The organism is Arthrobacter sp. 10L424 (assembly GCF_056395325.1).
On record NZ_JBFTJH010000009.1, the window covers coordinates 70,685 to 85,144 of the forward strand.

Genomic DNA, 14,460 nt, shown 5'->3' on the forward strand with positions numbered 1-14,460 from the left:
CCGCCAGCAATGGAGCCCCACATGATCATCGGTGTCCCCAAAGAGATCAAGAACAACGAATTCCGCGTCGCCATCACGGCTGCCGGCGTCCACGAATTCCGCACCCACGGCCACTCGGTCCTGGTGGAGCGCGGCGCTGGTCTGGGCTCGGGCATCACGGATGAGGAGTACGCCATCGCCGGCGCCGAGATCGTCGTCGAAGCCGATGACGTCTGGGCCCGCGCCGACATGGTCCTGAAGGTCAAGGAGCCGGTCAAGGCCGAATACCACCGCTTCCGCAAGGGCCTGGTCCTCTTCACCTACCTGCACCTGGCGGCCGAGCCCGAGCTGACCCAGGCGCTGATCAACAGCGGCGTCACCGCCATCGCCTACGAGACCGTCCAGGAAGGCCGCGCCCTGCCGCTGCTCGCCCCGATGTCCGAGGTCGCTGGCCGCCTGTCCGTCCAGGTCGGCGCCACCTCGCTGATGGCCCCGGCCGGCGGCAAGGGTGTGCTGCTCGGCGGCGTCCCGGGCGTCCGCCCGGCCAAGGTGGTTGTCCTCGGCGCCGGTGTTGCCGGCACCAACGCCGCCGCCATGGCCCTGGGCCTCGGCGCCGACGTCACCATCCTGGACATCAACATCAACCGCCTGCGCGAACTGGATGCCCAGTACCAGGGCCGCTTGAAGACCGTGGCGTCCAACGCCTACGAGATCGAGAAGTCCGTTGTCGACGCCGACCTCGTGATCGGTTCCGTGCTGATCCCCGGCGCCAAGGCCCCGAAGCTGGTCACCAACGAGCTCGTCTCCCGCATGAAGCCCGGCTCCGTGCTGGTGGACATCGCCGTGGACCAGGGCGGTTGCTTCGAGGACACGCACCCCACCACGCACCAGGAACCGACGTACAAGGTCCACAACACGATCTTCTACTGCGTTGCCAACATGCCGGGCGCCGTCCCGAACACCTCCACGTACGCGCTGACCAACGTCACCCTGCGCTACGCCGTCGCCCTGGCCAACCTCGGCGTCAAGGCCGCGTTCGAACGCGACGCCGCCCTCGCCGCCGGGCTCAACATCGCTGGCGGCAAGGTGGCGCACCGCTCGGTCTCCGAGGCGCACAACCTGCCCCTGGTTGCCGACTGGCACGAGCTCGTCTCCGCGTAACCAGCCGCCAAAACAGCATCGGCTGTTCCGTTACCGCCCTTTTGGACCCCAAAAGGGCGGTATGGGCCAGTCGATTGCTGTTTAAGCCAGAGACCGGGCCTGTTCGATCAGCTGCAGGACCTCCACGGGCCCGGCCGGGTCCACGGGGACGGGCAGTGACGATCCCGCCCCGCCGCCGATGATTTTCTCCGCCAGGATCCGGTAGAACTCCGGGTAGGCTCCGCGCTCGGTGGGCAGCCGGTCCAGGTGCCCGTCCCGGCCGAGGTGCCCGGCCCACTCGCGGTCTTCGACCCCGTAGTCCGGGTCAAGCGGGCTACCGCCGGCCACGATGAAGGGTTCCTGCGGGTCAATCCCGTGCTTGGTGAAGGCGCCGTCGCTGCCCAGCAGCCGGAAGCGCGGCGCCTGCTGGGCGCAGAGCATGTTCATCCACAGGTGGCTCGTGACGCCGGATTCGTGCCGCAGGGCGAGGAACACGTCGTCGTCGGTCTTCTCCCCCGCCCGGCGCGCCGCCAGCTCCGCGTGGGTGACCGTGGCGGGTCCGAAGAGCTGCACCGCCTGGTCCAGCAGGTGGGTGCCGAGGTCGAACAGGACGCCGCCGCCGTCGTCCGCCGTCGCGTCCGCTTTCCAGGCCTTGGCGACCGTCGGGGACCAGCGTTCGAAGCGGGATTCGAACCGGGCGACGGTTCCGAGGGCACCGCTGTCCAGCAGCCCGCGGACGGTCAGGTAATCGCCGTCCCAGCGCCGGTTCTGGAAGACCGTGAGCACGCGGCCCAGCTGCTTTGCGAGCCGGATGAGTTCCTCGCCTTCCGCGCTGCGCACCGTAAAAGGCTTGTCGACGACGACGTCAAGCCCGGCTTCCAGCGCTGCCTTCGCGAGCGGGTAGTGCGTGGCGGGCGGGGTTCCCAGGACCAGCAGGTCCAGTTCTCCGGCGAGCTCAAGGATGCCCGCAGGGGTGTCCACGATCCGGGCGCCCGGATACCGGTCGGAAGCGGCGGACTGCCGGCCGGCGTCGGAAGTGGAGATCACGTCGAGCGAGTACGCGGGGTTGGCCGCGAGGAGAGGCGCGTGGAAGACGCTGCCCGATAGGCCGAAGCCGGCCACGGCAGCTCGGATGGGCCGGGAGTCATTTGTCATGGCTCCCACGCTACTCCCGCGCGCCCAGTCACGCGGCGTGTTAAGCGGCGAAGGCCGGCACCCCTGGAAGCCACGGGTGCCGGCCTTGCTTTTTCAGCTGTTCCTACTTCTGGGTGTTACTTCTTTTCCCAGCCGATGGTGGTCCAGTCCGGAACCTGGGACAGGCTCTTGAACAGGGACGGGCCGTAGTTGGCCAGGCCGGTGCGCACGAAGGAGATCTGCGGACCGTTCATAACGACACCCATGGAGAAGTACTTCTCCATGTGCTTCTTTTCAACTTCCATGGCTGCCTTGTTGCGCTCGGCGTTGTCGGCAATGGTGGAGAGCTTCTTGATTTCGGCGTCCAGTTCGGCGTCGCCCAGTTCGTTCTCGTTCGTCTTGGAATCGTAGAACTGCTTGACGGCGTCGGTCGCGTCGGCGCCCACGGTGTAGCCGGAGACGCTCATGAAGAAGTCGCGGCTGCCCAGGACCTTGCCGAAGTCGGCGGAAGCCCGCTGGTCGATGCCGACATCCATGCCGCCGGCCTTGAGCTGGTTCTGCAGGGTCTGCGCGAAGGCCAGGGTGGTGGGATCGTCACCGAAGTTGCTGATCTTGAAGGCGGCGGGGACGCCGTCCTTCTCCATGACGCCTGCGGCGTTGGCTGTGTAGCCGGCGTCGGTGAGGACCTTCTTGGCGGCCTCGGCGCCGGTTTCCTTGACCGGGTAGTTGTCCTGGTAGTACTCGGAGAACGGCAGCAGCATCATCGATCCGGAGCTGGTTTCTTCCCAGTTCAGGCCGTTGAAGCGGACCTTGCGCAGCGCTTCGCGGTCGACGGCGGTGAAGATCGCCTTGCGGATCGCGACGTCGGTCATCGGCGCTTTCTGCGCGTTGAGGTTCAGGCCGCCTGCGAAGAGGCGCTGGCCGCGGCGGATTTCGGAGTTCTTGGTGCCGTCGAGCTGCTTGTACGGGGTGATGGTGTTTGCGGAAACGCCATCGATTTCGCCGTTCTTGAAAGCGGCGATTGCGGCGCTGCTCTCAAGCTGGCGGAAGACCACCTTTTCCAGGACCGGCTTGGTGCCCCACCACTTGTCGTTCTGGGCGAGGGTGACAGTCTTGGCGGCGCTGTCGTACTGGTCCAGCTTGAACGGGCCGGCCATCCATTCCGGGTGCATGTCCCCGGTGAAGCCTTCGTTGAAGATCGCCGGGGTGTTCACGGCCGGGTGGATCAGGCCGGTGAAGAGGGCGTCCAGCGGGTAGACCGGCTGGGTGGTGGTGACAACGACTTCCTTGGCGCTGGAACCGGCCTTGACGGAGTCAACGAACTCGTACGCGCCGGAGCTGACGATGTCGATGTCCTTGTTTTCACCCTTGAGCATGTTCCAGGTGTTCTCGAAGGCCTTGACGTCGATCGGCGTGCCGTCGTTGTAGGTGGCCTTCTCGTTCACCTTGATGGTGATGGTCTGCTTGCCGTCCTTGACCTCGCTCTTGACGTCTTCGCAGAAATCCTTGTTCGGCGTGGCGGTGCCGTCGAAATCGAAGTTCCAGCAGCCCCAGGTGCCGGCCTGGTCGATCGGGCGGTGCAGGGCGGTGTTGTCCGCGCTGTTGCCGTTGTTGGAGAAGCCGTTGAAGTCCGGACCGATGTTGCCCAGCGGCAGGGTGACGGTGCCGCCCGGCTGCAGGTCCTTGGCGTCCTTGGCGTTGATGCTGACGAGCTTGGCCAGGTCGCTTCCTGCGTCCTGGCCCTTGCCGGCGTCGGGACCTGTTGCGGCGCCGCCGCCACCGCCACAAGCGGTGAGCGCAAGCGCTGCCACGACGGCGGTAACGCCGCCGATCTTGGTCAGATTCTTCATGAGTTCCCCTTCATTCCATTTTTGGTGCGAGTTGTGCTGCGTGTGACTGGTAGGTCAGGTGGTTTCGTGGACAACGAGCATGTCCGCGTCCAGTTCGCCGTCCGGGTAGAAACAGGCGAATTGCTGGTCTGTGGGGGCTGCCGGGGCGGCCCGGCGGCCGGGGGCCTGCATGGTGGACGCCGCTGTTTCCAGCGACGGCTCCTGGGTCAGGCATTTCTCCTGCCGGGCCGGCGGCAGGGCCGCGAAGACGGGGCAGCGGGTGGCGAAGTTGCAGCCCTTGGGCGCCTCGAGCGGCGAGGGCAGGTCGCCCTGCAGGATGATGCGTTCGCGGGTGCGTTCCAGGACGGGGTCCGGGACGGGAATCGCGGAGAGCAGGGCCCGGGTGTACGGGTGGCGCGGGTTATCGAAGACGCTGTCCACGTCCCCGATCTCCACGATCTTGCCCAGGTACATGACGGCCACCCGGTTGGAGATGTGCCGCACCACGGACAGGTCGTGGGCCACCATGAGGTAGCTCAGCCCGAGTTCCGCGCGGAGCTGGTCCAGGAGGTTGATCACGCCGGCCTGGACGGACACGTCCAGGGCGGACACCGGCTCGTCGAGGACCACGAGTTTGGGGTTCACGGCGAGGGCGCGGGCAATGCCGATGCGCTGGCGCTGGCCGCCGGAGAACTGGTTGGGGAAGCGGTTCACGTGGTCCGGCTGGAGGCCCACGAGTTCCATCAGCTCCATGATCCGCTTCCGGATCTGGGCCTTTGGCATGCCCGCGTTCTCGAGCGGCTCGGACAGCACCTCAAAGACGGTGAAGCGCGGATCGAGGGCGCCGGTGGGGTCCTGGAACACCATCTGGAGTTCCTTGCGCATGGCGCTCTTGGTCCTGGCGTCCGAGGCTTCCTTGTTGCTGAGCCCGCCGATGACCACCTCGCCGTCCTGGTCCTTGTGGAACTCCATGATTTCCAGCAGGGTGGTGGTCTTGCCGCAGCCTGACTCGCCAACGATCGAGAAGCACTCGCCCTCGCGGATGTCGAAGCTCAGCCCGTCCACCGCCTTGACGGTGCCGATCCGGCGCTTGATCAGGGCACCCTTCAGCAGCGGGAAGTGCTTCTTCACGTCCCGTAGCTCCAGCACGGTCCGGCGTTCCGCGCGGGGGATCGCGTCAAAGCGCGACACCGGCACCGCCGGGGCCTTGAAGATTTCGCGGACGTCCACTTCCAGGCCGAGGGAGTCGGTCTTGATGCAGGCGGCCCGGTGCGGCAGGCCGCCGTCGAGGTTGTCCCCGGCGACGGGCCACAGCTCCGGTTCGCCCTGCAGGCAGGCGTCGCTGACCAGCGGGCAGCGCGGCGCGAAGGAGCAACCCGTGGGGGTGTGGATGAGGTTCGGCGGGATGCCCTCGATCGGCACCAGCGAGGACTTCTCTGCCACGTCGACCCGGGGCACAGCACCGAGCAGACCCATCGTGTAGGGCATCCGCGGGTTGTAGTAGATGTCGTCGACGCTGCCGGTCTCCACCGGCTTGCCGGCGTACATCACCATGATGTCGTCGGCCATGCCGGCCACCACGCCCAGGTCGTGGGTGATCATCACGACGGCGGCGCCGGTCTCCTCCTGCGCGGTGTGCAGCACCTCGAGGACCTGCGCCTGGATGGTGACGTCGAGCGCCGTCGTCGGTTCATCGGCGATCAGCACGCGCGGGTTGTTGGCGATCGCGATGGCGATCATGACACGCTGGCGCATGCCGCCGGAGAACTCGTGCGGGAAGGCCTTGAGCCGGTCCTTCGGGCTGGGGATGCCCACCATGCCGAGCAGTTCGGCGGCGCGCGCCTCCTTGGCCTGCTTGCTCATCGTGGGGTTGTGGACGGTGAGCGCCTCAATGATCTGGGTGCCCACCGTGTAGACCGGGGTCAGGGAGGACAGCGGATCCTGGAAGACCATGGCGATGTCGTTGCCGCGGTGCTGGCACATGGCCTTGTCGCTGAGGCCAAGGAGTTCCTTGCCTTGGAGCCGGACCGATCCGGTGATCTCCGCCGTCGGGGGGAGAAGGCCAAGGATGGCCAGGGAGGTGACGGATTTCCCGGACCCCGACTCCCCAACGATGCCCAGCGTCTTGCCGGCGCGGAGGTCGAAGTCGATGCCGCGGACAGCGTGCACCACGCCGTTCTCCGTGTTGAAGCGGACGTTCAGGTCCCGGACGGAGAGCACCGCATCGGTGGGGGCGTGCAGCCCGGCGACGTGCAGGCGCTCAGCGGTGGAGAGATCGGCGGCGGACAGCCCGGAAGATGCGGGGCTGGCGGTCATTTCGTGGCTCATGCGGCACTCCTCTGTGTCTTGCCGGTTCGGCCCTTCTTCTTGGCGCTGCCGACGGAGCTGGAGCTCGGGTCGAATGCGTCCCGCAGGCCGTCGTTCATCATGGCGAGCGAACCGGTCAGCAGGAACATGACGGTCAGCGGGACCCAGAACATCCACGGGAAGGTGGACACCTGGGAGGTGGCCTGGCCGATCAGCACACCCAGGCTGACATCCGGGACCTTGATGCCGATGCCGATGAAGGAGAACGCCACCTCGGCCAGGATCGCGCCGGTGATGCCGCGGGTGATGTCGAGGACCAGGAGCGAGCCGATGTTCGGGACGAGGTGCCGCCAGACGATGCGCCGCGGCGGGATGCCCATGTACTGGGCCGCCTTGACGAAGTCACGCGACATCAGGGACATCGAGAGCGAGCGGATGAGGCGGGCGGTGCCCATCCAGCTGAAGACCAGCAGGACGATGATCAGCAGCAGCCAGCTCGGCAGGCTCTTTTGCAGGCCGTCGCCGCCGCCGCTCGTGGCCACGGCGACCACCAGCAGGGCCGGCATCATGATCAGGGCTTCGAGGACGAACAACATGACCTTGTCCACCTTCCCGCCGAAGTAGGCCATGGTGCAGCCGTAGACGGCGGCGATCAGGACCGAGACGAGGCCGACGACGAGGCCGATCAGGATCGAGATCCGGGTGCCTTCGACCGTGAGGGCGTAGAGGTCGATTCCGGCCTGGGAGGTGCCCAGCAGGTGCTCGGTCGATGGCGGCATGCCGATGTTGAACGGGTCGATCGTCTCCTTGTCCCAGCTGGTGAAGAAGCCGCCCACGAAGGAGAACAGGGTCAGCGCCAGGAAGACGACCAGGCCGACGACGGCTGTCTTGTTGCGCAGGAAGCGGCGGAGGATGATCGAGGACTTCGCGATGACGACGTCGTTGTTCTCGATCTTGGCCTCGCCGGCGACGGCGGCCGGGTCGATGGTGTTGAGGTTTGTCATGGTTACTGCACCCGCACTCTCGGGTCGACCAGGGTGGTGGCGAAGTCAGCGAGGATCGCGCCGATCGCGAAGATCACGGAGCCGTAGGCGAGGGTCGCCGTCGCGGCGTTGACGTCCTGCAGGGCGATCGCGTCGATGCTCCAGGACCCGACACCGTGCCAGGCGAAGATCTTCTCGGCGAAGAAGCCGCCGGCAAAGATGGCCGGGATGGTGAAGGCGATGCTCTGCGCCACGGGGATGAAGGAAACGCGCAGGGCGTGGCGGCTGATGGCCTGGTTGCGGGTCAGCCCCTTGGCGCGCGCGGTCCGGACGAAGTCGGCGTTGACGTTGTCCAGGAGGTATTGGCGCTGGGCGATCTGGTAGGCCCCCCAGCCCACGATCGTGATGGCGAAGGTCGGCACCGCGTAGTGCGCCAGCATGTCGATGAATTGCGCCCAGCCGTCGCCGTCGAGCCCCGGTGTGGAGATCCCGGTGACAAAGAAGATACGTTCGCCGACCGTCTCGTTGATGTTGATGGCACCGAGCTGCACCAGGAAGTAGGCGATCGGTGCGGGCACAATGTACACGAGGTAGCTGTAGGAGGTGATGACCCGGTCCGAGGCCTTGTACTGCCGCGCCGCCGTGTAGACGCCCAGGGCGATGCCGATGATCAGGGTCAGGATGATGGATGCAATGAACAGCCGGGTGGAGATCCAGACCCGGTCGCCGAATTCGGCGTTGATGAACGCGCCGTTGGGGCTGCGTCCCCAGTCCCAGCGGGTGACGATTGCCGTGAGCCAATCGACGTAGCGTTCCCACGGGCTGAGCTCGGGATCGAGGCCCTTGAGCCGGAAGGAGTTGGCCACCTGCTCGGGGGTGGGCCGCGGGATCCGCTCCTGCTCCAGCAGCGCGGGCTGCAGCGTGTTCACAGCCAGGAAGTACCCGGCTGTGGTGGTCAGGAAGATCATGAAGACGTACGTGATGGCGCGCTTGGCGAGGTATCGGAGCATGGGATGACTAGTTCTGGATCGCCGTTGCCTGTGCGGTGCCTGCCGCGGCCGGACCGGCTGAAGCAGCCTCGACGCACGCAGGATTCTTGACAAGATTCACTACTTGATCCTTCCGTAGTCCCCATCCGGCAGGGGATTACCGCCGCCGATCCGGGATCTGGGCCAGCGGGTATCTGGCCGCCTGCAGGCCTTTCGGCGAGTCCTTGTGGACTATGTTGCAGGTCACATTCCAGAGGAAACTATCACATGGACACCGCCGCCGAATGCCGCACTCCCCGGCATTCCGCGAGTCAGGTATCAGATCGTTATGAATAATTCCGGGGAATGGATTAGGTGGGGCGCGGCCGGCGGCCGGATCGACCTAGGCGCCGCGCACTACGCGCGAGACGAGCTCGCCCCAGGACGCGACGAGGCGCTGCGGGTCGATGTGGTGGACGCGGACGGCATGCAGGATCCGCTCCGGCTCCAGGACCGCACTCAATGAGGTGGCCATCAGCCAGGGGTCCGTTGTGACACCAGCCTCCCGCAGCAGCATCTCCAGGTGCCGGTGCCAGAGCACGGCCGCCGGCACGTCGAACCGGTTGTAGGCCGACACGTCCGCGGCCCTGGCCAGCTCGCCATATTCGAGCACCCAGGCAATGCGCTCCTCGCCAAACGCGATGAGCCTCTCCCGCGGCGGGGCCCCGGGGCCGAGCGGCGGCGGGCCGAACATAAAACGCCCCTGGAACTGGGCCTCGGCGTCGCTCAACAGGGTCATCATGAGCCCCGCCCGGCTGCCGAACCGCCGGAACACCGTCCCCTTGCCCACGCCGGCCCGCTGCGCCAGCGTGCCCATGGTCAGCCCGTCCGCGCCGCATTCCTCGATGAGCTCGCGGGCAGCGAGCAGCAGCAGCTCGCGGTTCCGTGCGGCGTCGCGGCGCTCAGGCTCCAGGCCCGGTCGGATTGGGATGAGGCTCACACCGCACATTCTAGCCCGGGGGAATAGAACCGGACCGCAGTCCGTTTTGATCTGTGAAGGCCGGCAATGGCCTCCATGTCCAGCCAGCCGCAGGACCATCCGCGGCGCGACACCCAGGAGTTCACATGTCCAAGAACACCGTACTCACCCTGGTCGGCAGCCTGCGCGCCGGCTCCACCAACCAGAAGCTCGCCGAAGCCATCCAGCTGAACGCGCCGGAGCAGGTCGAGGTGCTCATCCACGACAGCCTCGGCAACATCCCGTTCTACAACGAGGACATCGACGTCGAGGGCCAGGTCCCGGCCGCCGCAGCCGCCCTGCGCGCCGCCGCGAACGACGCCGACACCCTGCTCCTGGTCACGCCGGAGCACAACGGCACGGTCCCGGCCTCGCTCAAGAACGCCATCGACTGGCTGTCACGCCCCTTCGGCGCAGGCGCCCTCAACGGCAAGCCGACCGCCGTCGTTGGCACCGCCTTCGGCCAGTTCGGCGGCGTGTGGGCCCAGGATGAGGCCCGCAAGGCCGTCGGCATCGCCGGCGCCCAGGTCCTGGAGGACGTCAAGCTGGCCGTCCCCGGTTCCATGGTCCGCTTCGCCGAGGTTCACCCGAAGGACGACGCCGAGGTCGTGGAGCAGATCAAGGGCGTCTTCGTCGCGCTGGAAGAATCCCGCACGGCTTCCGCAGCCTAGCTTTCCCGGCGATCTCGCGCCGATTTCAGACAGCCGCTACGTGGTTCCACGTGGCGGCTGTCCGTTTCCGCAGCGAAAAAGCTGCTTGGAAACAAAAGTTTCCCCCGCAGCAACAAGGGTTGTATTCTGGGAGATGTGACCCACGAAACACTTGATGCCGCCGTAGAAGTACTTCCGGCCGAGGCAATTGACGCTATCGAACGTGCGGCTACGTCCGCCCACCGCCACGAGAACCTGTTCTCGGAGCGCGCAGCAAACATCAAGCAGTCGGCAGTCCGCGATGTCTTCGACATCTCGATGCGCCCCGGCCTCGTGTCGCTGGCCGGCGGAAGCCCGTACCTCCAGTCCCTGCCGCTGGAACGGCTGGGCCAGACCGCCGCGAAGATCGTCGCCGAACAGGGCATGACCGCCCTGCAGTACGGCGGCGGGCAGGGCACCGAGGAGCTCCGGACCCAGATCTGCGAAGTGATGGCCGCCGAAGGGATCCTGGACGCCAAACCGGAAAACGTGGTGATCACCGCGGGTTCACAGTCCGCCCAGGATGTTGCGACCAAGGTCTTCTGTAACCCCGGCGACGTGGTGCTGGTCGAGGATCCGACGTACGTCGGTGCCCTCAACACCTTTGAGGCCTATCAGGTGGAGGTCGCCACCGTGCCGATGGACGAGGACGGCATTGTCCCGGACCTCCTCGAGGCCAAGATCGCCGCACTGCAGACGGCCGGCAGGAGCATCAAATTCCTGTATACGATCCCGAGCTTCAACAACCCCTCGGGCATCACCCTGTCGGCGGAGCGGCGGCAGCAGGTCGTGGATATATGCCGCAATGCGAATATCTTGGTTCTGGAGGACAACCCCTACGGGCTGCTCCGGTTCGACGGCAAGCCCCTCACCCCGCTGCGGGCCGACAATCCGGACGACGTGATCTACATGGGGTCCTTCTCAAAGATCTTCGCGCCGGGCCTGCGGATCGGCTGGGCCCTCGTCCCGGCACACCTCCAGCGCCGCTACTACCTGGCTTCGGAGGCGGTCACCCTGTGCCCGCCCACCCTCAACCAGATGCTGGTCTCCGCCTACCTCCGCGACTACGACTGGCGCGGCCAGATCGAGACGTACCGGGGGCTGTACAAGGAACGCTGCGATGCGATGCTGGCCGCCCTCGACGAGTACATGCCGGAGGGCCTGAGCTGGACCCGGCCGGAAGGCGGCTTCTTCGTCTGGGTCACCCTGCCCGAGGGCGTGGACACCTACCCGCTGCTGACGAAGGCAATCGACGCCGGGGTGGTCTTCATTCCGGGCGCGGCATTCACGCATTCCGACGACCCCTCCAACAAGATCCGGCTGGCGTTCAGCGCCGTCCCGCCGGAGTCCATCCGCGAGGGAGTCCGCCGGCTGGCACCGGTCCTGCGGGAAGCCATCGCCGCCCTGTAGCCTGAGTCAATGGTGTATGGCCAGCCGTTCGTTGACCTCAAGGAGTAATTCATGACCGGAATTGTTGTTGTCGGTGTTGATGGCAGCGAGACTGCCCTGAAGGCAGCGCACACCGCCCGTGACCTGGCCGCTTCGCTGGGGGCCACCCTTCACGTGGTCAGCGCCTTCGACAGCGACCGGACCGAGATCTACGGCAGCGGCAGCGACAAGTGGATCGTTTCCGACGCCGGCGACGCGGAGAAGGTCGCCCGAAGCGTCGCCGACAGCCTCCGTACCCCGGCGCTCCATGTCACGTACGCGGCCGCCCGCGGCAAACCCGCCGAGGCCCTGATCGACGAAGCGGCCCGCTCCGGCGCCCAGCTGATCGTGGTCGGCAACCGGCGGATGCAGGGACTGGGCCGCGTGCTGGGAAGCGTTGCCAACTCCGTGGCCCACAACGCACCCTGCGACGTTTACATCGCCAAGACCGACTCGTCCAGCTAGGCAGCGCCGGCGGCCCGGCGCTGCCTAGGGGTGGCTCCGTGCCTACCCGGCTGCCGCCCCTGCGGTCTTGAGCATCCGGCGCAGGATCTTGCCGGAGGCGGACTTCGGCACGGCGTCGATGAACTCCACCCGGCGGATCTTCTTGAAGGGCGCCACCTTGGCAGCCACGTAGTCCATCACCGCGGCCTCGTCGAGCGGCTCGCCGCCGTCCGCGGGCTGGAGCACCACGAACGCCATCGGCACTTCCTGGCCGTCGGCGTCGGGCGTTCCGATCACCGCGGCATCCGCGATGCCGGGGTGCGTCAGCAGCAGCGCCTCCAGCTCCGCCGGAGCGATCTGGTAGCCCTTGTACTTGATCAGTTCCTTGAGCCGGTCGACGATCGTAACCACGCCGTCGGCGTTCACGGTGGCGATGTCCCCGGTGTGCAGGAAGCCGTCGGCGTCGAGGGTGTCCGCCGTTTCCCCGGGCCGGTTGAGGTAGCCGAGCATCACGTTTGGTCCCCGGCAGAGCAGGTGGCCGGCCGCGCTGGTGCCCTCCGCCGGGACCTCAATTTCGTCCCCGGTGGCGGGATCCAGCAGCCGGCAGTCCATGTTGGGAACGGTGTAGCCGACCGAGCTGACGGGCAGGTCCGCGGCGTCCACCGGAATCAGGTGGGACACCGGGCTCATCTCCGTCATGCCGTAGCCCTGCAGGACGCGGCAGCCCAGGCGTTCGGCCAGCCTGCCGCCCAGTTCGCCGTCGAGCGGCGCCGCCCCGGACAGCGTGGTGTGCACGGAGCTGAGGTCGTACTCGGCCACCATCGGGTGCTTGGCCAGGGCCACGGCCACCGGCGGTGCGATGAACAGGTAGCTGCACTTCTGGTCCTGGATGATCCGCAGGAACTCGGCCAGCTCGAACTTCGGCATCGTGACCAAGCAGGCACGCTGGCGCAGGGCGAGGTTCAGCAGCACGGTCAGCCCGTAGATGTGGAAGAACGGCAGCAGTGCCAGCAGGCGGTCCTCCGGGGTGACTTTGAGCAGCCCGCGGGACTGCTCCGCGTTCGCCACGAGGTTCCGGTGGCTGAGCATCACGCCTTTGGGCCGGCCGGTGGTCCCGGAGGAGTACGGCAGCACGGCCACGTGGGTGGAAGGGTCGAAGCTTACCTCCGGTACCGGCGCACCGGAGGTCAGCAGGTCCCGCAGCGACGGGTGGCCGGCGGCGCCGTCGAGGACGACGAGCCTGCCGGCCGGGATCCCGGCCCGGGCGGCGGCTTCCTGGGCTGCGGGGAGCAGGGCCGAGACGGTGAACAACCACTCCGCGCCGGCGTCGGCGAGCTGGAGGGCGATCTCGTCCGCCGTGTACAGGGAGTTGACGGTGGTGACCGTCGCGCCAGCGCGCAGGAGCCCGTGGAAAACCACAGCAAAGGCCGGGATATTGGGGCAAAGCATCGCCGCGACGCCGTGGACACCCAGCCCCTGGGCCGCCACGGCTCCGGCGACGGCGTCGATCTGCCCCACCAGCGTCCGGTAGCTGGTCTCCGCACCACTCGTGCCGTCGACGACGGCGATCCGGTCCAGGTCCGCCTCCTCCAGGCCGCCAAAGAGGTAGTCGTAGAGGCTGACATCGGGAATTTCCACATCGGGGAACGGGCTGGAAAACACGCAACATCTCCTTTGATCCGCGTCCGCCGGGCTGGCGGGGGCTGGTGCCACTCTAGTGCCGGCGTGCCTGCGTGGACAGGACAGTGCCGCCGTGGACAGGACCGGCCGTTGACGCGGGTCACCACGCCCGGTGGCCGCGGGCAGGCGTGTCAGCCTGCCCGCACCGCGGAATTGCGCGGGCGCCGGGTGGGCAGGGCCGAGGTAACCGGGCAGGAGCGTCGCGCCCGGGCTATGGCAACCCTGCACGACCCGGCAGGCTAGGGGGACTTTGGGGCATGCAGCGGCGTGAAGGAGTTGGATCCCGCGAACCAGCCCGATTCGGAGTCATCTTCGGTGTGATGCCACCGGGCTCCCCCGACTGGGCGTCCCATCGTGCGGAGCTCACCGCCGAAGAACACGAGCGGTTCCCGCTGGGTGATCTCCATGGCAATGACCTCACCGACAACGATGATGTGGTCGCCGCCGTCGTAGATGTTCCAGGGCCGGCACTCAAGCGTGGCGGCATTCCCGGCCAGCACCGGTACGTTGCCGTCCAGAGTCCATTCCGGTTCCGCGTCGACGACTTTGCCGGCAAAGTGCCGGGCCGCATCGACTTGTTCGAGGGAGAGGATGTTGATGGCGAACGGGGCACCCTCCAGGTACCCTGCGGCGCGCGAGGCCCGGGTCAGCGTGACCTGGGCAAGCGGCGGGTCGAGGGAAACCGCCGCGAAGGCGTTGACCGTGGCGCCGTGCGGAACGCCGTCGTCCGTCCGGGTGGTGACTACGGTGACACCTGTAGCGAACGTGCCGAATACCTGGCGCAATTCCCGCTTTTCGATGCTTCCCATGACGTCCTGCGTCATCGATATCTCCTTCCTGCTGTTTCTTCGGACCGGGCGG

Annotated in this window: 12 protein-coding genes; 4 read left to right on the forward strand and 8 right to left on the reverse strand. The window is 67.0% G+C overall.

The genetic code is table 11. From position 1 onward, the window contains the following. Positions 1 to 21: 21 nt before the first annotated feature. Complete coding sequence (ald, locus tag AC1DC5_RS15070; RefSeq protein ID WP_476865691.1) at positions 22 to 1,140, forward strand: alanine dehydrogenase; 1,119 nt, start codon at positions 22 to 24, stop codon at positions 1,138 to 1,140. 81 nt (positions 1,141 to 1,221) lie between these two features. Here ald and AC1DC5_RS15075 read toward each other — a convergent pair whose 3' ends face one another. From AC1DC5_RS15075 to AC1DC5_RS15100, 6 genes are all read right to left on the reverse strand, one after another. Continuing rightward, on the reverse strand, positions 1,222 to 2,274 hold the full coding sequence (locus AC1DC5_RS15075) for a Gfo/Idh/MocA family protein (RefSeq protein ID WP_476865692.1): 1,053 nt from the start codon (positions 2,272 to 2,274) through the stop codon (positions 1,222 to 1,224). Positions 2,275 to 2,390: 116 nt separating this feature from the next. Then, on the reverse strand, positions 2,391 to 4,103 hold the full coding sequence (locus AC1DC5_RS15080; protein ID WP_476865693.1) for an ABC transporter family substrate-binding protein: 1,713 nt from the start codon (positions 4,101 to 4,103) through the stop codon (positions 2,391 to 2,393). 54 nt (positions 4,104 to 4,157) lie between these two features. Beyond that, positions 4,158 to 6,410, reverse strand: coding sequence for an ABC transporter ATP-binding protein (locus tag AC1DC5_RS15085; protein ID WP_476865694.1), 2,253 nt, complete (start codon positions 6,408 to 6,410; stop codon positions 4,158 to 4,160). Next, entirely contained in the window at positions 6,407 to 7,393 is a 987-nt protein-coding gene (locus AC1DC5_RS15090) for an ABC transporter permease (RefSeq protein ID WP_476865695.1), read from the reverse strand. The genes AC1DC5_RS15085 and AC1DC5_RS15090 overlap by 4 nt, the downstream gene beginning before the upstream one ends. A gap of 2 nt (positions 7,394 to 7,395) precedes the next feature. Further along, positions 7,396 to 8,382, reverse strand: coding sequence for an ABC transporter permease (locus tag AC1DC5_RS15095; RefSeq protein WP_441405221.1), 987 nt, complete (start codon positions 8,380 to 8,382; stop codon positions 7,396 to 7,398). A gap of 361 nt (positions 8,383 to 8,743) precedes the next feature. Then, positions 8,744 to 9,340 (reverse strand): TetR/AcrR family transcriptional regulator, encoded by a 597-nt coding sequence (locus AC1DC5_RS15100; protein ID WP_476865696.1) that lies wholly within the window; start codon positions 9,338 to 9,340, stop codon positions 8,744 to 8,746. 125 nt (positions 9,341 to 9,465) lie between these two features. Here AC1DC5_RS15100 and AC1DC5_RS15105 point away from each other — a divergent pair, with 125 nt between their 5' ends. From AC1DC5_RS15105 to AC1DC5_RS15115, 3 genes are all read left to right on the forward strand, one after another. After that, positions 9,466 to 10,029 carry an NAD(P)H-dependent oxidoreductase gene (locus AC1DC5_RS15105; protein ID WP_476865697.1) on the forward strand — a complete coding sequence of 188 codons (564 nt, stop codon included), beginning with the start codon at positions 9,466 to 9,468 and terminating at the stop codon, positions 10,027 to 10,029. Positions 10,030 to 10,164: 135 nt separating this feature from the next. After that, positions 10,165 to 11,457 (forward strand): aminotransferase-like domain-containing protein, encoded by a 1,293-nt coding sequence (locus AC1DC5_RS15110; protein WP_476865698.1) that lies wholly within the window; start codon positions 10,165 to 10,167, stop codon positions 11,455 to 11,457. A gap of 51 nt (positions 11,458 to 11,508) precedes the next feature. Then, a complete protein-coding gene (locus AC1DC5_RS15115; protein WP_476865699.1) occupies positions 11,509 to 11,940 on the forward strand; it encodes a universal stress protein in 432 nt (143 codons plus the stop codon). 42 nt (positions 11,941 to 11,982) lie between these two features. Here AC1DC5_RS15115 and AC1DC5_RS15120 read toward each other — a convergent pair whose 3' ends face one another. Then, entirely contained in the window at positions 11,983 to 13,581 is a 1,599-nt protein-coding gene (locus tag AC1DC5_RS15120) for an AMP-binding protein (protein ID WP_476865700.1), read from the reverse strand. Positions 13,582 to 13,838: 257 nt separating this feature from the next. Further along, the gene (locus AC1DC5_RS15125) at positions 13,839 to 14,423 is read right to left on the reverse strand and encodes a flavin reductase family protein (RefSeq protein ID WP_441405227.1); all 585 of its coding nucleotides are present in this window, start codon (positions 14,421 to 14,423) and stop codon (positions 13,839 to 13,841) included. Positions 14,424 to 14,460: the final 37 nt, after the last annotated feature.

Coding starts and splice junctions, on each gene's coding strand:
- ald (WP_476865691.1), top strand. CDS start 22: ATGATCATCGGTGTCCCCAAAGAGATCAAGAACAACGAATTCCGCGTC.
- AC1DC5_RS15075 (WP_476865692.1), bottom strand. CDS start 2,274: ATGACAAATGACTCCCGGCCCATCCGAGCTGCCGTGGCCGGCTTCGGC.
- AC1DC5_RS15080 (WP_476865693.1), bottom strand. CDS start 4,103: ATGAAGAATCTGACCAAGATCGGCGGCGTTACCGCCGTCGTGGCAGCG.
- AC1DC5_RS15085 (WP_476865694.1), bottom strand. CDS start 6,410: ATGAGCCACGAAATGACCGCCAGCCCCGCATCTTCCGGGCTGTCCGCC.
- AC1DC5_RS15090 (WP_476865695.1), bottom strand. CDS start 7,393: ATGACAAACCTCAACACCATCGACCCGGCCGCCGTCGCCGGCGAGGCC.
- AC1DC5_RS15095 (WP_441405221.1), bottom strand. CDS start 8,382: ATGCTCCGATACCTCGCCAAGCGCGCCATCACGTACGTCTTCATGATC.
- AC1DC5_RS15105 (WP_476865697.1), top strand. CDS start 9,466: ATGTCCAAGAACACCGTACTCACCCTGGTCGGCAGCCTGCGCGCCGGC.
- AC1DC5_RS15115 (WP_476865699.1), top strand. CDS start 11,509: ATGACCGGAATTGTTGTTGTCGGTGTTGATGGCAGCGAGACTGCCCTG.
- AC1DC5_RS15125 (WP_441405227.1), bottom strand. CDS start 14,423: ATGACGCAGGACGTCATGGGAAGCATCGAAAAGCGGGAATTGCGCCAG.